The organism is Pseudosulfitobacter pseudonitzschiae, from assembly GCF_002222635.1.
In the GTDB taxonomy this organism is placed as follows: domain Bacteria; phylum Pseudomonadota; class Alphaproteobacteria; order Rhodobacterales; family Rhodobacteraceae; genus Pseudosulfitobacter; species Pseudosulfitobacter pseudonitzschiae_A.
Genome location: NZ_CP022415.1, coordinates 2,233,694 through 2,254,157, shown reverse-complemented (window position 1 = coordinate 2,254,157; position 20,464 = coordinate 2,233,694). Strand labels below are relative to the sequence as shown.

General features: G+C 61.2%; 21 protein-coding genes. 19 read left to right on the top strand and 2 right to left on the bottom strand.

The features are described from left to right. Positions 1-76: 76 nt before the first annotated feature. Positions 77-730 (bottom strand): fructose-6-phosphate aldolase, encoded by a 654-nt coding sequence (fsa, locus tag SULPSESMR1_RS10940; protein WP_089420851.1) that lies wholly within the window; start codon positions 728-730, stop codon positions 77-79. A gap of 128 nt (positions 731-858) precedes the next feature. On the opposite strand from fsa, the gene SULPSESMR1_RS10935 reads away from it, so the two are divergent. The 5 genes from SULPSESMR1_RS10935 (at position 859) to SULPSESMR1_RS10915 (ending at position 7,116) form a co-directional block, all read left to right on the top strand. Next, positions 859-3,054, top strand: a complete 2,196-nt coding sequence (locus tag SULPSESMR1_RS10935; protein ID WP_089420850.1) for a primosomal protein N' — start codon at positions 859-861, stop codon at positions 3,052-3,054. 120 nt (positions 3,055-3,174) lie between these two features. After that, a complete protein-coding gene (locus SULPSESMR1_RS10930; RefSeq protein ID WP_089420849.1) occupies positions 3,175-4,407 on the top strand; it encodes an MFS transporter in 1,233 nt (410 codons plus the stop codon). Between the two features lie 55 nt (positions 4,408-4,462). Continuing rightward, positions 4,463-5,791: an MATE family efflux transporter gene (locus SULPSESMR1_RS10925; RefSeq protein ID WP_250161458.1), complete on the top strand. Its 1,329-nt coding sequence runs from the start codon at positions 4,463-4,465 to the stop codon at positions 5,789-5,791. After that, entirely contained in the window at positions 5,792-6,664 is an 873-nt protein-coding gene (locus tag SULPSESMR1_RS10920; RefSeq protein WP_089420847.1) for a 50S ribosomal protein L11 methyltransferase, read from the top strand. Positions 6,665-6,771: 107 nt separating this feature from the next. Further along, positions 6,772-7,116 (top strand): hypothetical protein, encoded by a 345-nt coding sequence (locus SULPSESMR1_RS10915; protein ID WP_089422282.1) that lies wholly within the window; start codon positions 6,772-6,774, stop codon positions 7,114-7,116. 184 nt (positions 7,117-7,300) lie between these two features. Here the strand turns inward: SULPSESMR1_RS10915 and SULPSESMR1_RS10910 are convergent, their stop codons facing one another. Beyond that, positions 7,301-7,510: a DUF1127 domain-containing protein gene (locus SULPSESMR1_RS10910; protein WP_089420846.1), complete on the bottom strand. Its 210-nt coding sequence runs from the start codon at positions 7,508-7,510 to the stop codon at positions 7,301-7,303. Between the two features lie 332 nt (positions 7,511-7,842). Between SULPSESMR1_RS10910 and ruvC the strand changes: the two genes are divergently transcribed. The 14 genes from ruvC (at position 7,843) to map (ending at position 20,406) form a co-directional block, all read left to right on the top strand. Further along, positions 7,843-8,349, top strand: coding sequence for a crossover junction endodeoxyribonuclease RuvC (ruvC, locus tag SULPSESMR1_RS10905; protein WP_089420845.1), 507 nt, complete (start codon positions 7,843-7,845; stop codon positions 8,347-8,349). Further along, on the top strand, positions 8,346-9,014 hold the full coding sequence (gene ruvA, locus SULPSESMR1_RS10900) for a Holliday junction branch migration protein RuvA (RefSeq protein WP_089420844.1): 669 nt from the start codon (positions 8,346-8,348) through the stop codon (positions 9,012-9,014). Before ruvC ends, ruvA begins: the two co-directional genes overlap by 4 nt. A 3-nt stretch (positions 9,015-9,017) precedes the next feature. Next, complete coding sequence (ruvB, locus tag SULPSESMR1_RS10895) at positions 9,018-10,040, top strand: Holliday junction branch migration DNA helicase RuvB (protein WP_089420843.1); 1,023 nt, start codon at positions 9,018-9,020, stop codon at positions 10,038-10,040. A gap of 57 nt (positions 10,041-10,097) precedes the next feature. Beyond that, positions 10,098-10,727, top strand: coding sequence for a hypothetical protein (locus SULPSESMR1_RS10890; protein ID WP_089420842.1), 630 nt, complete (start codon positions 10,098-10,100; stop codon positions 10,725-10,727). Beyond that, positions 10,717-11,106 carry a YbgC/FadM family acyl-CoA thioesterase gene (locus tag SULPSESMR1_RS10885; protein ID WP_089420841.1) on the top strand — a complete coding sequence of 130 codons (390 nt, stop codon included), beginning with the start codon at positions 10,717-10,719 and terminating at the stop codon, positions 11,104-11,106. The genes SULPSESMR1_RS10890 and SULPSESMR1_RS10885 overlap by 11 nt, the downstream gene beginning before the upstream one ends. A gap of 100 nt (positions 11,107-11,206) precedes the next feature. Continuing rightward, positions 11,207-11,902 carry a protein TolQ gene (gene tolQ / locus SULPSESMR1_RS10880; RefSeq protein WP_089420840.1) on the top strand — a complete coding sequence of 232 codons (696 nt, stop codon included), beginning with the start codon at positions 11,207-11,209 and terminating at the stop codon, positions 11,900-11,902. A gap of 3 nt (positions 11,903-11,905) precedes the next feature. Further along, the gene (tolR, locus tag SULPSESMR1_RS10875; RefSeq protein ID WP_089420839.1) at positions 11,906-12,385 is read left to right on the top strand and encodes a protein TolR; all 480 of its coding nucleotides are present in this window, start codon (positions 11,906-11,908) and stop codon (positions 12,383-12,385) included. Positions 12,386-12,391: 6 nt separating this feature from the next. Then, on the top strand, positions 12,392-13,510 hold the full coding sequence (locus SULPSESMR1_RS10870; RefSeq protein WP_089420838.1) for an energy transducer TonB: 1,119 nt from the start codon (positions 12,392-12,394) through the stop codon (positions 13,508-13,510). After that, positions 13,507-14,829: a Tol-Pal system beta propeller repeat protein TolB gene (gene tolB / locus SULPSESMR1_RS10865; RefSeq protein ID WP_089420837.1), complete on the top strand. Its 1,323-nt coding sequence runs from the start codon at positions 13,507-13,509 to the stop codon at positions 14,827-14,829. Before SULPSESMR1_RS10870 ends, tolB begins: the two co-directional genes overlap by 4 nt. A gap of 82 nt (positions 14,830-14,911) precedes the next feature. Further along, the gene (pal, locus tag SULPSESMR1_RS10860) at positions 14,912-15,427 is read left to right on the top strand and encodes a peptidoglycan-associated lipoprotein Pal (protein WP_089420836.1); all 516 of its coding nucleotides are present in this window, start codon (positions 14,912-14,914) and stop codon (positions 15,425-15,427) included. Between the two features lie 4 nt (positions 15,428-15,431). Continuing rightward, entirely contained in the window at positions 15,432-16,265 is an 834-nt protein-coding gene (gene ybgF, locus SULPSESMR1_RS10855) for a tol-pal system protein YbgF (protein ID WP_089420835.1), read from the top strand. Between the two features lie 2 nt (positions 16,266-16,267). Beyond that, entirely contained in the window at positions 16,268-17,521 is a 1,254-nt protein-coding gene (gene tilS / locus SULPSESMR1_RS10850; protein WP_089420834.1) for a tRNA lysidine(34) synthetase TilS, read from the top strand. Positions 17,522-17,619: 98 nt separating this feature from the next. Then, entirely contained in the window at positions 17,620-19,539 is a 1,920-nt protein-coding gene (gene ftsH / locus SULPSESMR1_RS10845) for an ATP-dependent zinc metalloprotease FtsH (RefSeq protein ID WP_089420833.1), read from the top strand. A 114-nt stretch (positions 19,540-19,653) separates the two neighbouring features. After that, positions 19,654-20,406 (top strand): type I methionyl aminopeptidase, encoded by a 753-nt coding sequence (gene map, locus SULPSESMR1_RS10840; protein WP_089420832.1) that lies wholly within the window; start codon positions 19,654-19,656, stop codon positions 20,404-20,406. The last annotated feature ends 58 nt before the right edge of the window (positions 20,407-20,464 follow it).

Genomic DNA, 20,464 nt, shown 5'->3' with positions numbered 1-20,464 from the left:
CATATTCCCTAACCTAGGCGGAAACGCAGTGCCGTCCGGCTCAGGGCCGGACGGTGCAATGGTTAAACCCGCAAGTTTACAGAATTTTCTGACCGGTTTTCGCCCAGTCTTTCATGAATTGGTCCAGACCGGCATCGGTCAGCGGGTGCGTTGCCAGCTTCTTGATCACTTCGGGCGGTGCGGTCATCACGTCGGCGCCGATGCGTGCGCAATCCTGTACATGGGCGACAGACCGGATCGAGGCGGCCAGAATGTTGGTTTCAAACCCGTAGTTGTCATAAATGGTACGGATGTCTTCGATCAGGTCCATACCGTCGACGCTGATGTCGTCCAGACGCCCGATAAAGGGGCTGATGAACGTGGCACCTGCCTTGGCTGCCAGCAACGCCTGATTGGCCGAAAAGCACAGGGTGACGTTGACCATCTTGCCTTCGCCCGACAGCACTTTGCACGCTTTCAGGCCGTCCCATGTCAGGGGCAGTTTGACGGTGATGTTTTCAGCGATTTCGGCCAGTTTGCGGCCCTCGGCGATCATCGCGTCGGCGTCCAGTGCGACGACTTCGGCGCTGACCGGGCCTGCGACCATATCGCAGATTTCCTTGGTCACTTCGAGGATATTACGCCCCGATTTCAGGATCAACGAAGGGTTGGTTGTTACCCCGTCGACCATGCCCAGATCGTTCAGTTCGGCAATGGCGTCGATATCGGCGGTGTCTACAAAGAATTTCATGTTGAAGGCTCCAGTGGCTGTTAGCGCAATCACAAGGCCGCACACGATCAGTTCGCGATGGTCTTGCTTTGTGTTTGCATGTACCCCAACTGGACACTCACTGAAACCCACAATTGCCGAGGCCAGAAGTGACGCGCCCCGAATTCTACGATGAAGGTGCCCTTGTCGGCGTGCTGACCACGCAGCCGTTGGACCGTCTGCTGGACTATAAGGCGCCAGAGGGCGGTTGCATGCTGGGTGCCTTTGTCGAGGTGCCATTGGGCCCGCGCAAGGTTCTGGGCATTGTCTGGGGGCCGGGGCGCGGCGATTGGGACATTGCCAAAGTCCGCTCGGTTATTCGCGTGCTGGACGCGGCCCCGATGCGCGAGGAGATGCGCACATTTCTGCTGCGCGCCGCCGAATACACGCTGACGCCAATGCCTGCGATGCTGCGGCTTGCCACCCGCGCGCCGGGCTTGGGTGATCCGCCGTCGATGCGCAAAATCTACCGTCGGGGCGAAGGGGAGCCGGACCGCGCCACCGATGCCCGCCGTCGTGTGATGGAGACCTTGGCCGAATACGGTGATCTGTCGTTCACGCTCAAAGAGCTGTCCGAGATGGCGGGTGTCACATCCTCGGTTGTCAAAGGGTTGGTCAAGCAGGGTGTCGTGTCAGAAGAGGACGCCCCGCGCGATGTGCCGTTCCGGCGGCTGGACCCGTCACTGCCCGGCAAGGAACTGACCGACGATCAGGCCGCAGGCGCTGCGATGCTGGCCGAAGCTGTCCGTTCGGAAACCTACGGTACGACCTTGCTGCGCGGTGTCACCGGATCGGGCAAGACCGAAGTCTATCTGGAAGCCGTTGCCGCCTGTCTGGCCCAGGGTCGTCAAGCGCTGGTGCTGCTGCCCGAGATCGCGCTGACTGCCGAATTTCTCAAACGGGTCGAGGCACGGTTTGGCGCGCGGCCCGCCGAATGGCATTCGGGTGCCACGATGACCGAACGCCGCCGCATCTGGCGCATGGTCGGGCAGGGTGGTGCGCAATTGGTGATCGGGGCACGGTCGGCACTGTTCCTGCCCTATCAGAACCTTGGCTTGATCGTCGTGGATGAGGAACACGACACCTCGTACAAGCAAGAAGACGGGGTGCTGTATAATGCCCGCGACATGGCCGTGCTGCGCGCGTCGATCTGCGGGGCGCATGTGGTTCTGGCCTCGGCCACGCCCAGTCTGGAAAGCTGGGCCAACGCCGAGGCGGGCAAATACAAGCGGTTGGAACTGACTTCGCGCTTTGGCCCTGCGGTGATGCCGGTGATGGGCACGATCGACATGCGCGCCGCCGCGCTGCCCGCAGATCGCTGGGTGTCGCCCGATTTGCAAAAGGCGGTGCAGGCGCGAATTGATGCGGGCGAACAGGCGATGCTGTTCATTAACCGGCGCGGCTATGCTCCGATCACGCTGTGCCGTGCCTGCGGGCACCAGATCGCGTGCGATCAATGCGATGCGCGTATGGTCGAGCACCGGTTTCTGAAACGTCTGATGTGCCACCAGTGCGGCGAGACCAAACCGATGCCCACCACCTGCCCGTCCTGCGAGGCCGAGGACCGGCTGGCCCCCGTCGGTCCGGGGGTCGAGCGGTTGGGCGAAGAGGCCGCGTTGTTGTGGCCCGATGCGCGCATTGCCACGCTCAGCTCGGATATGTACGGCAGCGCCCGCGCACTGAAGGCCGAGATCGAGAACATCGCGCAAGGCGGGACCGACATCGTGATCGGCACGCAGCTGGTGGCGAAGGGGCACAACTTTCCCAACCTCACGCTGGTCGGTGTGATCGACGCCGATTTGGGGCTGCAAGGGTCAGACCTGCGCGCTGCCGAGCGGACGTTTCAGTTGATGCGGCAGGTGGCGGGGCGGGCAGGGCGCGCCGACAAACCCGGCACGGCGCTGTTGCAGACCTATCAGCCGGAACATCCGGTGATCCGCGCGATTCTGGCGGGCGACGAGGAAGGTTTCTGGCGGGCCGAAGCCGCGCAGCGCGAGGCGGCGGGGGTGCCACCCTATGGGCGCATGGCGGGCATTATCCTGAGCGGGCCGGATGTAGCGGCGGTGTTTGACATCGCAAACAAGCTGGCGCGGGCGGACGGGCCGTTGCGGCAGGTGGGCGCGCAGGTTTACGGACCAGCGCCTGCTCCCATCGCCCGCGTGCGCGGACGGCATCGAGTGCGGATGCTGATCAAGGCGGACAAAGGCGTGGCCCTGCAAGGCGCGCTGCGAAAATGGGTCAAGCAGGTGCAGATCAAAGGTGACATCCGGCTGGCCATAGATATCGACCCGCAAAGCTTTTACTGACGGCCGCGATTTGGTTGTTCTGTCAAGTGACTGAAATCGCCGCAAATATGTACGAAATTCCGGGTTTTTGGTACAATTCTCGTCTCGCCTCGATTTCACAAAAGGCGTAATGCAGAGCCCATGACACGTTTCGTAAAAACCGGCGATGCTGCCGCCCTGCCGTATTGGCGCCGCCCCATTGCTTTGCTGTTCCTGATGGCAATGGCCATGCCGATTGCGTTCAACACGTGGTCGGCGCTGTTGAACAACTTTGTCATCGAAGCTGCGAATTTCGACGGAGCCGCCATTGGCCTGCTGCATACGGTGCGCGAAATTCCGGGCTTTCTGGCCATCGGTGTCATCGCCATCATCATCTTTGTGCGCGAACAGGTGCTGGGGCTGGTGTCGCTGGTGCTGCTGGGTGTTGCCACTGCGATCACCGCGCAATTTCCGTCGCTGGGCGGTATCCTGACGCTGACCATGCTCAGTTCGATCGGGTTTCACTATTACGAAACGGTGAACCAGTCGCTGCAACTGCAATGGATCGACAAAGAACACGCGCCGCGCGTTCTGGGCTGGCTGCTGGCGATCGGATCGGCGGCTACATTTGTGGTTTATCTGGTGATCCTGTTGCTGTGGGAGCCGCTGAACCTGACCTATAATATGGTCTATATGGCTGGTGGCGGCGTGACGGCGGCCATCGCCATCTTTGCGATGCTCGCCTATCCGCAATTCGAAGCGCCCAATCCGCAGCGCAAACAGTTCATTCTGCGCAAACGCTATTGGCTGTACTATGCGCTGCAATTCATGGCGGGCGCGCGGCGGCAGATATTTGTTGTTTTCGCGGGCTTCATGATGGTCGAAAAGTTCGGCTTTAAAGTCGACGAACTGACCACGCTTTATCTGGTCAATCTGCTGATCAACATGCTGGTGGCGCCGTTGCTGGGGCGCGTCGTGCAACGCTATGGCGAACGCAAGACGCTGGGGTTTGAATACATCGGTCTGGTGGCCGTGTTCCTCAGCTATGGTGGCGTTTATTATATGGGTTGGGGCATCGCAGTGGCTGCGTTTCTTTATGTGGTCGATCATGTGTTCTTTGGTCTGGCGCTGGCGCTCAAGACCTATTTCCAGAAGATCGCCGATCCGCAAGACATCGCGCCCACTGCCGCCGTTGCATTTACCATCAACCACATCGCCGCCGTGGGCCTGCCTGCGCCGCTGGGGTTGTTGTGGCTGGTCTCGCCTGCGGTGGTGTTCTTTCTGGCTGCGGGGATGGCGGCCACGTCGCTGATGCTGGCACTGCTGATCCCGCGGCATCCGGTGCCCGGACACGAGACAGTGCTGACGCGGACCATGCCCGCAGTGGCCGAGTAAAGTGTCGGGGCAAGGCCGATTTCTGACCGGCTCCACTATGGGCCACGTGGTGCGGATGACGGCGACGGGCGCTTTTGGCATCACATTCGTGTTTCTGGTCGATGCGGCCAATCTGCTATGGCTCAGCCAGTGGGGCGCGCCGCAGCAGGTTGCGGCCATCGGTTTTGCCTTTGCGATCCAGTTCTTTTCGGTGTCGATCGGGGTGGGGTTGATGATTGCCGCAACCGCGCTGGTGTCGCGCAGCATCGGGCGCGGTGAACGTGTGCTGGCCCGTCAGCAGGCGGGGGCGGCGATGGTGATTGCCGCCAGCATTCAGACCATTGTGGCCACGTTGCTGGTTGTGTTCCGTCATCCGCTTGTCGATATGGCGGGGGCCACGGGGGAAACCGCCGACCTTGCGGCGCGGTATCTGGCGATTACGGTTCCGTCGCTGGTGCCGATGGCGGTTTCGCTGGTGGGGTCGGGTGTGCTGCGCGCCGAAGGATATGGTGCCAAAGCCATGTATGTTACGCTGTTCTCGGGCGTTCTGGCGATGTTCATCGATCCGCTTTTGATATTCTACTATGGTATTGACGGGGCGGCGATCGGGCTGGTGGTGTTCCGGATCAGCCTGCTGCTGCTGGCGATTTACTACGCCATCATCCGGATGAAGCTGGTAGAGCGGCCCGACCGTGCGATGGTTCTGCGCATCTTCAAACCCTTTATGCTGGTGGCGCTGCCTGCCATTGCCACCCAGATGAGCACCCCTGCGGGCAACTATTTCCTGACCATGATCATGGCCCGCTTTGGCGACGATGCGGTTGCCGCATGGGCCGTGGTCGGGCGGCTGACCGTGCTGGTCTTTGGCGGTATTTTTGCGCTGTCGGGGGCCATCGGCGGCATCTTTGGCCAGAATTTTGGTGCAGGGTATTATGACCGGCTGCGCAGCACCTATCGCGACGCGCTGGTGTTTTGCGCGATCTATACGCTGGTGGCGTGGGCGCTGCTGTGGACGGCGATCCCTTATGTCAGTCTGATGTTCGGTCTGACCGGACAGGGGGCCGAAGTGCTGCATGCCTTTGCCGGTGTGGGCGTGGGGGCCTTTATGTTTGTGGGGGCGCTGTTCGTGTCGAACGCGGCCTTTAACAATCTGGGCAAGCCGGGACGCTCGACTCTGGTGAACTGGATGAAGGACGGCGTGCTAAGCTGGCCTGCGGCGATCCTGCTTGCGGGCAGCTTTGGCGCGGCGGGTGTGATTTACGGTCAGGCGCTGGCGGGGGCCGTTATGGGGGTGCTGGCGGCAAGTTGGGGCTGGCACTATGTTGCGCGTCTGGGGCCGCAATCGGACATTGACCCCGCGCCGCCGCGCCCCTATCCGAATCTGGACCGCTTTCGGAGACGTTGAATGCCCACATTTACAGCCCTGACCACATTGACCGGAAAAACCGCAGCCGAGGCGCTGGGCGCCGCGATGGAGCGGCTGGAGCCAGAACCCACGGGCATTGGCGTGTTCGAAGTCGAAGACGGCTCGGGCTTGTGGGAAGTGGGCGGCTATTTCTCGGACCGTCCCGATGACACTGCACTGGCCCTGCTGGCCACGGCGATGGACGCGAAACCCTTTGTGATCTCGGAACTGCCCGAAACCGATTGGGTGGCCCATGTGCGCCGCGAACTGGCACCGGTCGAGGCGGGGCGGTTCTTTGTCTTTGGCAGTCATGATGCCGACAAGGTGCCCGAAGGCAGCGTGCCGCTGCTGATCGAGGCGGCGATGGCGTTCGGGACCGGACATCACGGCACCACGCTGGGCTGTTTGCGCGCGCTGGACCGTCTGGCCGCTGCGGGCTGGAGCGCTGCCCGCGTGGCCGACATCGGCTGTGGCACTGCCGTTCTGGCGATGGCTGCGGCGCGGATCTGGCAGGGCGAGGTGATTGCCAGCGACATCGACGAGGTGGCAGTGGACGTGGCCGAGGCCAATCTGGCGGCCAATGACATGGCGGGCGCGGTCAAATGCGTCGAGGCCGCAGGGTTCGACCACCCCGATCTTCGGGCGCTGGCACCCTATGATCTGATCTTTGCGAATATCCTCAAGGGGCCGCTTGTGGCCCTTGCCCCCGATATTGCGGCCAATCTGCGCCCCGAAGGGGTGGCGATTCTGTCGGGTATTCTCAACGAGCAGGCCGACGACGTTCTGGCCCACTATCTCGAATCTGGACACAGTCTTGATCACCGCGAGATGATTGGTGACTGGACGACACTTACTGTCCGTAAAAAGCCGTGAGTTGTGCCGTCTTTTAACCGCATTTGGGCGATTTGCCCAGATTCCGCCACATTTGAGCGGCATATTAAGCGGGCATTTCGGTGGGGGCCGAACCGCTAGAGGCTGCCATGGTTGAGACCAAGCAACACTTTGAATCCCGCCTGCGTCAGGTGACACGCAAGCACCGTCGTATGTCCAACGGATACACCACCCGTCTGCGCGGTGATGGTCTGATTGTGGTCAAGCCCAGACGTCGCAGGATGCAGTTTCCGCTGAGGGGGGCCATGCTGGTTGCGCTGGGCTTTTTCGCCTTCAAGGCATTTATGCTGGTCTCGCTGGGCGAACGCACCTATGCCGACCGTCTGACCGAGTTGCAGGAGGGCACAATCCTTGAGCAGGGCGGCGCATGGGTGATGCAGGCCGATCCGGTCACGCAGGTGATGGTGGATTTTGCCAGAACCAATCTGCTCTGACCTGAAATTTGATTGTTTTTAGAAGTACCAGCCGCTTCGACATATGTCGGAGCGGCATTTTACATTGGGCTGTGGGCCGGGTTGCAAGGCGCAAAAAAACCGCCCACCCGTGACGGGAAGGCGGTTTTTAGTATCCGGACAAGAGCGCCTGATGAGGGAGGGTCAGAGGCGCCCGAAGGCCGGATTAGCGGCGGAAGGATGCCGCGTCGATGTCGCCACGGCTCAGGCCGATGTCTTGCAGTTCACGGTCGCTGAGAGCGGACAGGGCTTTGCGGGTGACGCGTGCGTCATTCCATGCCATGACCGATGCGATGACGTTGAAAATAGTGCGTGTGATGCGGCCTGCAACAATAGCAGAGCCGTAAGTGGTGCGGGTTGTGTCGAAAGCAGACATTGGTGCAGTCCTCTGGTTTGATTTGCGTTGTATCGTCGTTGTGAAGCGCACATAGTCTGCCCAATTTAACGCCACAAGTCGCCAAGTTTGCATGTGTGATATGCGAAATTTACATGGGTCGAAAAATTATGCGGATTTTTCTTGACATGGCGCGACCGGACCCTGCAGGAAGCGTCGCTTTCCTGCTTGGAAGGGGCGGTTTCTGGCAGTTTTGGGTCCAGTCGAGCCAAAACCTTCTTGTGCGTTAGCACTTGGCGGATGTTCGCGTTTCGTGCTACTTGATGTCCAAAGTGGCAAAAACGCTACAACACAGGCCGGGCGGGGCGCGACACATGACACGAATTTTGGGCATCGACCCGGGGCTGCGCAATCTTGGCTGGGGCATAATCGACATGACCGGATCACGTCTGACCCATGTGGCGAACGGCGTGTGCCAGTCGCTTCCGGGTGATCTGGCGGACCGGCTGTTGTCGCTGCACGCGCAACTGACTGCAATTGTCAGGCAATATGCGCCCGATGCAGCAGCGGTCGAGCAGACCTTTGTGAACAAGGACGGTGCCGGCACCCTGAAACTGGGCCAGGCGCGCGGGATCGCGATGCTGGTGCCTGCGCAGGCGGGGTTGAAGGTGGGCGAATATTCCCCCAACACCGTAAAAAAGACCGTCGTAGGCGTGGGCCACGCGGCCAAGGTGCAGGTGTTACACATGGTGCAAATGCAATTGCCCGGCGCGGTGATTGCAGGGCCGGATGCGGCGGACGCACTGGCGATTGCGATTTGTCATGCGCACCACGGCCCCACGGGCGGGCTTGCCGCGGCAGTAGAACGGGCACGCGCATGATCGGCAAAATCACCGGACGGATCGACTATCGCGCACTGGATCATGTGCTGATCGACGTGAACGGCGTGGGCTATCTTGTCTATTGCTCGGACCGGACGTTGGCGGCTTTGCCCGCAACGGGGCAGATCGCGGCGCTGTATACAGACCTTGTAGTGCGCGAAGACCTGATGCAACTGTTCGGCTTTCTGACCTTGGTGGAAAAGGAATGGCACCGCCTGCTGGTGTCGGTGCAAGGCGTGGGGGCCAAGGCCTCGTTGGCCATTCTGGGCGCGCTTGGCCCCGACGGCGTGGGCCGGGCCATTGCCTTGGGCGACTGGAACGCGGTGAAGGCGGCGAAGGGCGTCGGCCCCAAGATCGCGCAGCGCGTGGTGCTGGACCTGAAAGACAAGGCGCCCGGCCTGATGGCCATGGGTGGCAGCGTGGCACAGGCGACGGGTGATGCGATGGTAGAGGTGGCGGGCGAAGCGATCGAAACGCCTGCACGGCCCGTGGCACCTGCACCCACACCCACAGCTCAGGCCGACGCGCTGTCGGCCTTGGGCAACCTTGGCTATGGCCCCGGCGATGCGGCGGGCGCTGTGGCGCAGGCCGCGCGCGATGACCCGCAAGCCGACACACCCACCCTGATCCGTGCCGCGCTGAAGCTGCTGGCACCGAAGGGGTAAGGCATGAGCGATATTGACCCCACTGTGCGGCCTGACCCAATGCCCGAAGACGGCTTTGATCGCGCTCTGCGCCCCCAGATGCTGGACGATTTCGTGGGGCAGGCCGAAGCACGGGCAAATCTTCGGGTGTTCATCCAGTCGGCCCGCCAGCGTGGCGAGGCGATGGATCACACGCTGTTTCACGGCCCCCCCGGGCTGGGCAAAACCACGCTGGCGCAGATCATGTCGCGCGAGTTGGGCGTGAACTTTCGCATGACCTCGGGGCCGGTGCTGGCCAAAGCTGGGGATCTGGCGGCGATCCTGACCAATCTGGAAGCACGCGATGTGCTGTTTATCGACGAAATCCACCGCCTGAATCCGGTCGTCGAAGAAGTGCTGTATCCGGCACTGGAAGATTTCGAGTTGGATCTGGTGATTGGTGAAGGGCCAGCGGCGCGCACCGTGCGGATTGAATTGCAGCCCTTTACGTTGGTGGGGGCCACCACGCGGATGGGCCTGCTGACCACGCCGTTGCGCGACCGCTTTGGCATTCCGACGCGGTTGAATTTCTACACCGAAGACGAGTTGTTCCAGATTGTCACCGGTAACGCCCGCAAGCTGGGCGCCCCGGCAGACGAGGGCGGCGCCCGCGAGATTGCACGCCGCGCGCGCGGCACGCCACGGATCGCGGGGCGGCTGTTGCGGCGGGTCGTGGATTTTGCCGTGGTCGAAGGCGACGGGCGGGTGACCAAGGAACTGGCCGACAGCGCGCTGACGCGGCTGGGTGTGGATCATCTGGGGCTGGACGGGGCCGACCGGCGCTATTTGCGCCTGATCGCTGAAAACTATGGCGGCGGGCCGGTGGGGATTGAAACACTGAGTGCGGCGCTGAGCGAAAGCCGTGACTCACTTGAGGATGTGATCGAACCGTTCATGCTGCAACAGGGGCTGATCCAGCGCACCCCGCGTGGCCGGATGCTGGCCTCCAAGGCTTGGGCGCATCTGGGGCTTGACGCGCCGCGCGGCCCTGATGATTTGTTTGGTTGAGACCGCCCGCCAGACCTTTTATGTCTGTCGCGAGGATATTTGCGGCCAAAAGAACATATGACACCTGACCAGATCGAAGCCTTGTTCACCCGCGCTGACGGATCTTATGCCTTTGCGCGCTGGGGGCGCCCCATCGCGCCGATTGCTTTTGGCGTTCAGGATGAAACCCTAGGCGTGATCAAAGGCGCGATCGAGGCGGTTTGCACGCTTGCGGGCCACGAGACCACGGACATGGACCCCGAGTTGGGCAGCAATTTCATGTGGTTCTTTTTTCGTGACTGGGACGAGCTGCCGCAGGTGCCGGGGCTGGACCGCATGGTGCCGGATCTCGGGCCGCTGGTGGCGCGGTTGAAAGCGGCGGATGCCAATCAGTACCGCGCATTCCGCTTTGATGAGGCGGGCGGCATTCAGGCCTGTTTCGTGTTTTTGCGCATGGACGACGCGCTGGACGCATTGCCTGCTGATACGCTGGTGTTGGGGCAGGTGGCACAGGCGATCGTGCTGTGGTCGGATCTGGCCTTTGTGGCCAGCTCGCCTCTGGCGGTTGTCGGGCAGACCACGGTGTTGCGCCCCGACATCGCCGATGTGATCCGTGCGGCCTATGATCCGGTGATGCCGGTGGCGGCACGCGACCAGACACATGCGCTGCGACTGGCGGCGCGATTGGAGGTTTCGGGTGGCACATGAGTTTTCTGTTACAGTTTATTACGAAGACACCGACATGGCGGGCATCGTTTATTATGCCAACTATCTGCGGTTCATCGAACGCGCGCGGTCGGAAATTGTCGAGCAGTTGGGCGTCGACCAGCGCGCCATGCGCGCCGAAGGCATTGTTTTTGCGGTGACGCGCATCGAGGCGGATTACGTCGGATCGGCCCGTCTGGGTGACCGTTTGACGGTTGTGACCACGCATCAGCCCGTTGGCGCCGTGCGCTGGGTGTTCGATCAGCAGGTGCGTTTGGGTGACAAGACCATTTTTCGCGCCAAGGTCACGGCGGCGTGCATGTCAACCGAGGGGCGTCCGACGCGGCTTCCAGCGAAAATACGCGCATTGGGCGGGGTCTGAGGGCCAGTTGCCGCCATTGTGATAGCTTTCCGCTTGGTCTTTGGATAGATTCCGACCAAAGAAGGCTGAACATAACAGCCGCAAACAAAAGAGCAGGCAGATGGAAGCAGAAACGCTGGCTTTGGCGCAGGGGATAGATTTCTCGCTGTGGAGCCTTTTCGCACGCGCCACATTCGCAGTTAAACTTGTCATGATCATTCTGATCTTCGCGTCGTTCTGGGCGTGGTCGATCATTGTGCAAAAACTGATCCGCTATCGCGCGGCGCGGGCCGAGGCTGCGCGTTTTGACGATAAATTCTGGTCAGGCGAACCGCTGGACGAATTGTTCGACACAATCGGGCCGGAACCGCGTGGCAGTGCCGAGAAGATATTCGCCGCCGGTATGACCGAATGGCGCCGCTCGCACCGCGATGACGGCGGATTGATCGCAGGCGCCACCGCACGGATCGACCGCAGCATGGACGTAGCGATCAACAAAGAGGCTGAAAAGCTGCAAAAGGGCCTGTCGGTGCTGGCCACTGTCGGTTCGACCGCGCCGTTTATCGGCCTGTTCGGGACGGTTGTGGGTATCATGAACTCGTTTATCGAGATTGCAGAGCAACAAAATACCAGCCTTGCCGTTGTGGCACCCGGTATTGCCGAGGCGTTGCTGGCCACCGGTCTGGGCCTGCTGGCTGCGATTCCCGCAGTTATCTTTTACAACAAGCTGTCATCGGACAGCGACCGCATCATTGCAGGCTACGAGGCATTCTCGGACGAGTTTGCAACCATCCTGTCACGCCAGTTGGACAGCTGAGCCATGGGTGCAGGTGTCATGCAAAACGACGGAGGTGGTGGACGGCGGCGCAAGCGCAGCCGCGCGCGTCCCATGGCCGAGATCAACGTCACGCCCTTTGTGGACGTGATGTTGGTGCTTTTGATCATCTTTATGGTGGCGGCCCCCTTGCTGACGGTTGGCGTGCCGGTGGAACTGCCCAAGACCGCCGCAGGCGCGTTGACCGCCGATCAGGAAGAGCCGCTGACCGTGACGATCACCGCCGAAGGGGCGATCCAGATCCAGACCACCGAAACGTCGCGTGATCAACTGGTGGCCAAACTGCGTGCGATTGCAGCTGAGCGTGAAGGCGACCGTGTGTTTTTGCGTGCGGACGGGGCCGTGCCCTATAGCGACGTGATGCAGATCATGGGCGCGCTAAACGCGGGCGGATTCTCCAACATCGGTCTGGTGACGGACACCGGCGGTCCTGCGCTGGACGGCACGGACATATCGGGCGGGTAAGCCACAGTGGACGCAGGGCAAGTCATATCAGGTGCGGGCCATATCGGCCTGATCGGCTGGTTGCTGTTTGGCGGCACCTTCCAGACTGAACCTTTGCCGTTTCAGACGACGGATGTATCGGTGATCTCGACCGAAGCGTACGAGGCTATTGTCGCGGCGCAGCAGCCACCGCAATCGGGCACCGAGGTGGCCCAACCGCAGCCGCCTGCCACCGAAGACACAGCCGCCACGCCGCCACCTGCCGAAACCGAGGTGACGCCGCAGCCTGCGCCCGAAACCACACAAGCACCCGAGCCGGAAACCGTGCCCGAGGTGCCGCAGCCCGCACCACCCGTGGCCGAAGTCGAAGACACAGCTCCTGTGCAGCCCAGCCCGCCCGCAGATGTGGCCGTTGTCGTGCCCGAAATCAGCGACCGCCCCGTGCCGCGCCCCGTCGAACGCGTGGCCCCCGAAGCAGTGGCACCGCCCCCGCCCGAGGCCGAACCCGATCCGGTCCAGCAAGATGCCGTAGAACAGGCCGAGACAGGCGAAACCGTGCAGGAATCGCAGCAGGCCACAGCCCCCGAAGAGGCTGCGACCGAAATTGTGACCGAGGCGGAAAAACCCAGCGCCGCGCCCAACGCGTCGCCGCGACCACCTGCGCGGCCCACGCCGCCGGTGCGCACTGCCACCGCCGAACCGGAACCCGATCCAACACCGGAAACGCCGCCCGCGACCAGCAGCAGCACCAAAGATGCTGTGGATGCAGCCCTTGCCGAAGCGCTTGGCGGCGCCACATCTGAACCAGCGGCCCCCACTGGCCCACCGATGTCCGCGGGCGAAAAAGACGCGCTGCGGGTGGCGGTTTCAAGCTGCTGGAACGTCGGTTCCTTGTCGTCCGAGGCATTGCGCACCACAGTGGTGGTCAGTGTGTCGATGACACCGGATGCGCGGCCTGTCATCTCGTCGATCCGGATGACCAGCAGTTCTGGTGGGTCTGGCGACGCTGCTGCACAGGCCTTTGAGGCGGCGCGCCGTGCGATCGTGCGCTGCGGGGCCAAAGGATATAATCTGCCGCCCGAAAAATACGGGCAGTGGCAAGAGATAGAAATGACGTTCAATCCCGAAAGGATGCGCATCAAATGATTTGGCGAATTCTCGTGTGCATGATGGCCGTTCTGGCCTGGACCGCCCCCACAGTGCAGGCCCAGCAGGGGCCACTGCGGATCGTGATCGACGAAGGTGTGATCGAACCCTTGCCCTTTGCCGTACCGGCCTTTGTGCCGGAAAACGGTGAAAGTGCGCAGATGGGGCAACAGCTGGCGCAACTGGTGGCGGCCGATCTGATCGGCACCGGCCTGTTTCGCGAGGTGCCTGCCAGCGCCTATATCAGCGGGGTCAGCGACTTTAACGCCGCGATCCAATATGCCGACTGGAAGGCCGTGAATGCGCAGGCTCTGGTCACCGGCGCGGTTGCCGTGTCGGGCGATCAGTTGACGGTAAAATTCCGTCTGTATGATGTGTTTTCGGGGGCCGAACTGGGCAACGGATTGCAATTTGCAGGCACCACCGCAGGCTGGCGGCGCATGGGTCACAAGGTGGCCGACGCCGTTTACAGCCGCATCACCGGCGAAAGCGGCTATTTCGACAGCCGCGTGGTGTTTGTTTCGGAAACCGGCGGCAAGGCCGACCGTCAAAAGCGTTTGGCAGTGATGGATTACGATGGTGCCAATGTGCAGTATCTGACCGGCAGCGAAAGCATCGTTCTGGCACCACGGTTCTCAAAGTCCGGCGATCGGGTGCTTTACACCAGCTATGAAACCGGATTTCCGCGGATTTTTGTGCTGGACGTGGGCAGTGTACAGCGTCGGGTTCTGGAAAGTCAGGAAGGCACCATGAGCTTTGCGCCACGCTTTCACCCGAATGGTCAGACGGTGGTTTATTCGCTGAGCCAAGGGGCCAATACCGATATCTATACGTTGGACATAAACTCGGGGCAGAGCACGCGACTGACCTCGGCGCCGTCGATCGAAACCGCCCCCAGCTATTCGCCAGATGGCAGCCAGATCGTATTTGAAAGCGACCGCTCGGGGGCTCCGCAATTGTATGTGATGTCCGCCAGCGGCGGAGAGCCTACACGCATTTCCTTTGGCGAGGGGCGTTATGGCACGCCGGTCTGGTCGCCGCGCGGCGATCTGGTGGCCTTTACCAAGCAGTCCAAGGGGCGTTTTCACATCGGCGTGATGCGGCTGGATGGCAGTGAAGAACGCCTGCTGACCGCGTCGTTTCTTGACGAAGGGCCGACATGGGCGCCCAACGGGCGGGTGATTATGTTCACCCGCGAAACCCAAGGTGAATCAGGGCGTTCGACGTTGTATTCGGTGGATATTACGGGCCGCAACCTGCGTCCTGTGCGCACCCCCGAAGGCGGATCGGACCCCAGTTGGGGGCCGTTGCAGAATTAAGCCGCACGATTCCCCTTTGCGGGTAAGCGTGCTAGACTGAACCGAACGCGAGACATAGAACTCAATTCAAAAGGCTTTAAGCATGAAACTTTCGACGAAAATCGTAATGCTGGTGGGCGCGCTGGTGTTGGCGGCTTGTACAAATCCCGACCGCTTTGGTGCAGATGGTGCCAATGGCATGGGCAACGGCATGGCCGGCGGCGCCGTTCCTGGCAGTGCAAGTGATCCTACCTCGGTGGCATACTTCCAACAGGCGGTCGGTGACCGCGTGTTGTTTATGGTCGATCAGTCGACCCTGACAGCAGAAGGCCGCGCCACATTGGACGGACAGGCCGCATGGCTGAGCCAGAACGGCGATTACACCGCCATCATCGAAGGCCACGCCGACGAACAGGGCACACGCGAATACAACCTTGCATTGGGCGCGCGTCGTGCGGATGCCGCACGTGCCTATCTGGTCAGTCAGGGCGTGCCCTCGGCCCGTCTGCGGACGATCAGCTACGGCAAGGAACGGCCAATTGAAGTGTGCAGCAACGAAGCATGCTATGCAAAGAACCGCCGTGCTGTGACAGTGCTGGCCGGTGGATTGACGGGGTAAGGTGATGCGGCGTTTCGCGGTTCTGGTAACGGTTCTGGTTCTTATGGGGCCAACCACGGGTATGGCGCAGTCGGCAGATGGCAGCACGTTGGCTGATATCCGGCAAGAGCTGACCATATTGAACGTAGAGATCCAGAAGCTGCGGCGCGAGCTTTCGACGACAGGCACGGCTTCGGTGGATGTGGGTCAGGGCAGTACGTTGGAGCGGCTGAACACCATCGAAGCCGAGCTTCAGCGCGTGACCGCCAAGACCGAACAGCTTGAGTTTCGGGTGGGCCGCGTGATCGAAGACGGCACCAACCGGATCGGCGACCTTGAATTCCGTCTGGTCGAACTTGAGGGCGGCGATCTGGGTGCGCTTGGCGATACGCCGGTGCTGGGTGGAGATACGGGCGACAACAGCACGACGCTGCCCGGTCCGGTGACAACACCGCCCCAGAACGAGGCGCAACTGGCAACACAGGAACAGGCTGATTTTACGCGGGCGTCGGAGGCGCTCGCATCCGGTGACTTTCGCAGCGCCGCAGATCAGTTTGCGGCCTTCAATCAGACCTATCCGGGTGGTCCGCTAGCCGCCGCTGCCGAACTGGGCCGCGGCAAGGCGCTGGAAGCCTTGGGTGACACCCGCGAGGCCGCGCGTGCCTATCTTGCGTCCTTCTCGGCGGATCAGACCGGCCAGACAGCGCCCGACGCGCTGTTGCTGTTGGGGGTATCTCTGGGCCGACTGGGCAAATCCGGCGAGGCCTGCGTGACACTGGGCGAAGTTCCGGTGCGTTTTGGCGAAACCGAGGCGGCCACGCGGGCGCAAACCGAGATGAGCGCCCTTGGCTGCAGCTGATCATGGATGATGCAGCGCTGATTGCAGCCATCGAGGCGCAACTGCTGCCAAACCTACCTGAAAAGATCGGCGTCGCTGTGTCTGGCGGCGGCGATTCGATGGCCTTGCTGTCTTTGGTCGCTCGTGTGGCACAGCCGCGGGGCATTCAGGTGCAAGTTGTCAGCGTCAATCATGGCCTGCGGTCTGGCGTGCAAGACGAACTGGCGCTTGTTTCCAACCTGTGTGCCACGCTGGAATTGCCGCATCACGTCGAGAACTGGCAGGGCTGGGGCGGCGCAGGTAACTTGCAGGGCGCCGCCCGCGCCGCTCGTTATGATCTGATCGACCGCTGGGCCGAGGGCGCAGGGCTGGACATTGTCCTGTTGGGCCATACCGCCGATGATCAGGCAGAAACCCTGATGATGCGTCTGGCGCGCGGCGCAGGCGTTGACGGGCTGTCGGCAATGGCGCCACGACGGCAGCGCGGTGGCGTAACCTATGTGCGTCCCTTGCTGGACATCACCCGCGCCGAATTGCGTGCCTATCTCAAGCGTAACAATATTGTCTGGGCAGATGATCCCAGCAATGACGACACCCGCTTTGCGCGCGTGGCAATGCGTCGGGCACTGACGCAACTGGAACCGCTGGGGTTGACGGCCAAGACACTGGCCGGTGTCGCGCGGAACATGCGCCAGGCCCGCGAGGCTTTGGACTGGCAAACCTTTCTGGCAGCCCGCGAGGTTGCTGCCGTGCATCTGGGTGCGGTGCGGCTGGATGTCGGGCGGTTTCACGCCCTGCCGTCGGAAATTTCCCGCAGGTTGCTGGTTCATGCTATACTGTGGATCAACGGAGGTGACTATCCGCCCCGTCGCGGAGGCATAACGGCCGTGCAGGCCGCCATCGCAGAAGGTCGCACCACCACGCTGGACGGCTGTCAGCTGACATTTTCCGGCGATTTCCTGTGGGTTTTTCGCGAGCTGAATGCAGTGCGCGACATCCGCTGCAGTGTCGGAGACCTGTGGGACAATCGCTGGCGCATTTCGGGACCAAAGCACGACCCGATGCTGCAAGTCGGCCCGATGGGCGATGCCGCGTTGGCAGAGCGGCCTGATTGGCGTGATCTGGACCTGCCACGGGGGGCGTTGCTGTCGATGCCCGCTGTCTGGAAGGGGCAGACTTTACTGGCGACACCGGTTTTTGACGACGCTGACGGATGGTCTGCCGAGGTGACCGGGGGGCATGATGCCTTTTTTGCCGCACTTCTATCCCGTCGATGATGCTGTTATCGCATTGAACTGACGGACAGCATGTCTATCTTATGCGGGTGACTATGGCACACTGCCATCTGGTCCCGAGAATTTTTGGGAGAGTATCCTTGGGTAATGCACGCAATATCGCGTTCTGGGTTGTCCTGCTTGTATTGATCGTTTCGCTGTTCAATTTGTTCAGCGGTACAGGCAGCAATTTGCAGAGCCGCGAAATCAGCTATTCCGAATTCGTTCAGTCGGTTGAGACCGGCAAGGTCACCAGCGTGACACTGGACGGAGAGCAGGTACGCTTTCGCGAAGGCGAGATCGACTATGTGACCATCAAACCGGCAGACGCCGAGGTCACGAATTTGTTGATTTCGAACAATGTGCCGGTGAAAGCCGAGCAACAACAGCAATCGGGGCTTCAGTCATTCCTGATGACGCTGCTGCCGTTCCTGCTGCTGATCGGTGTCTGGATTTATTTCATGAACCGGATGCAGGGTGGCGGCAAAGGCGGGGCGATGGGCTTTGGCAAGTCCAAGGCCAAGATGCTGACCGAAAAGTCGGGTCGCGTCACCTTTGACGATGTCGCAGGCATCGACGAGGCCAAGGAAGAACTGGAAGAGATCGTGGAGTTCCTGCGCAACCCGCAGAAATTCAGCCGTTTGGGTGGCAAGATTCCTAAAGGTGCGTTGTTGGTGGGCCCTCCGGGCACGGGTAAAACACTGCTGGCGCGCGCGATTGCGGGCGAGGCGGGTGTGCCGTTCTTCACCATATCCGGTTCGGACTTTGTTGAAATGTTCGTCGGCGTCGGCGCAAGCCGTGTGCGTGACATGTTTGAACAGGCCAAGAAAAACGCGCCTTGCATCGTGTTCATCGACGAAATCGATGCCGTGGGTCGTCATCGTGGTGCCGGTTATGGCGGTGGCAATGACGAACGCGAACAGACGTTGAACCAGTTGCTGGTTGAAATGGACGGTTTCGAGGCGAACGAAGGCGTTATCATTCTGGCCGCGACCAACCGCCGCGACGTGCTGGACCCAGCGCTGCTGCGTCCGGGTCGTTTTGACCGTCAGGTAACCGTGCCCAACCCCGACATCAAAGGTCGCGAGAAAATCCTGAACGTTCATGCGCGCAAGACGCCGCTGGGGCCTGATGTCGATCTGCGTATCATCGCACGCGGCACCCCCGGTTTCTCGGGTGCGGATCTGGCGAACCTTGTGAACGAAGCGGCGCTGATGGCCGCCCGTGTGGGCCGCCGGTTCGTGACCATGATCGATTTCGAATCTGCCAAGGACAAAGTCATGATGGGCCCGGAGCGACGCAGCATGGTGATGACGCCCGAGCAAAAGGAAATGACCGCCTATCACGAGGCCGGTCACGCGCTGGTGGGGATGACCCTGCCCAAGTGCGACCCGGTCTATAAGGCCACGATCATTCCGCGCGGCGGTGCGCTTGGTATGGTGATGAGCCTGCCCGAAATGGACCGTCTGAATATGTTCAAGGACGAGTGCAAACAGCGTCTGGCGATGACAATGGCGGGCAAAGCCGCCGAGATCATCAAATACGGCGAGGAATCGGTGTCGAACGGGCCCGCAGGCGACATTCAGCAGGCCAGTGCGCTGGCCCGTGCGATGGTGCTGCAATGGGGCATGTCGGACAAGGTCGGCAACATCGATTATTCCGAAGCGGCCCAGGGCTACCAAGGTGCAACCGCAGGCTTCTCGGTCTCGGCCAACACCAAGGAAACCGTCGAACAGGAAGTGCGCACGTTCATTCAGGACGGCTATGACTGGGCGGCCAAGATCATCAAGGAAAAGAACGTTGAATTCGAACGTCTGGCCCAAGGTTTGCTGGAATATGAAACGCTGACCGGTGATGAAATCAAACGTGTGATGAACGGTGATCCGCCCGTACCGGGTAGTGATGACGAAGGCGGGTCTGCCGCTGTGGAAGAGAAACCCAGCCTGACCGCCATTCCCAAGGCCAAGGCGAAGAAAAAAACACCTTCGTCCGAGGGTGGCATGGAGCCGGAACCGACCTGATCCAAGACGGTCAGGGCAAGGCAGAACAAAACTTAAGGCCCCGCACCGGCGGGGCTTTTTGCTGTAAGGCGACCGTGGAATTGCGCCAGAACATGACATCAAGGAACCAGACAGATGACGATTACAAAACAGGGCGAACTTGAGGGCCTGAAAGCAATCGGCAGGATCGTCGCTGACACCCTGCAGGCAATGGCAAAGGCGATCGAGCCGGGCATGACAACGCGTGAACTGGATGACATTGGCCGCGTCTTTCTTGAGCACGCGGGGGCCGTATCTGCTCCGCAGGCGTGCTATGACTTTCCGGGAACAACCTGCATCAGCGTGAACGAAGAAATAGCCCACGGTATCCCTTCTGCGCGAGCCATTGCGGCGGGAGATCTGGTTAACATCGACGTGTCGGCATCAAAGAACGGATTTTTTGCGGATACAGGCGCAAGCTTTCAGGTGCCACCTGTCAAAAGTGATCTGACCCGCCTGTGCCGCGACGGCAGGCGCGCCATGCAGATCGGCATTGCGCAAGTGGGCAGCAACAAGCCGCTGGCAGGCATCGGCAACGCCATCGGGCGCTTTGCCTCGGGGCGCGGCTATACGCTGATCCGCAATCTTGCCAGTCACGGCGTGGGCCGGTCCTTGCACGAATACCCCGAAGAGATCGCCACATGGCCCAATCGCCATGACAAACGCCGGATCAACAAGGGGCTTGTACTGACGGTCGAGCCGTTCCTGTCCACTGGCGGCCAGTGGGCCGATGACGGCGACGACGGATGGACGCTTTACAGTGCGCCGCGTGCGCCGGTGGTGCAGTACGAACATACGGTGGTTGCAACTGATCGCGGTGCGATCATCGTGACAATGCCAAGCGGATAAATAGCAACTGACGGGTCTTTTCTTTTGTCCGCTTGCGGGCCAGATTGCGCCCGAACCC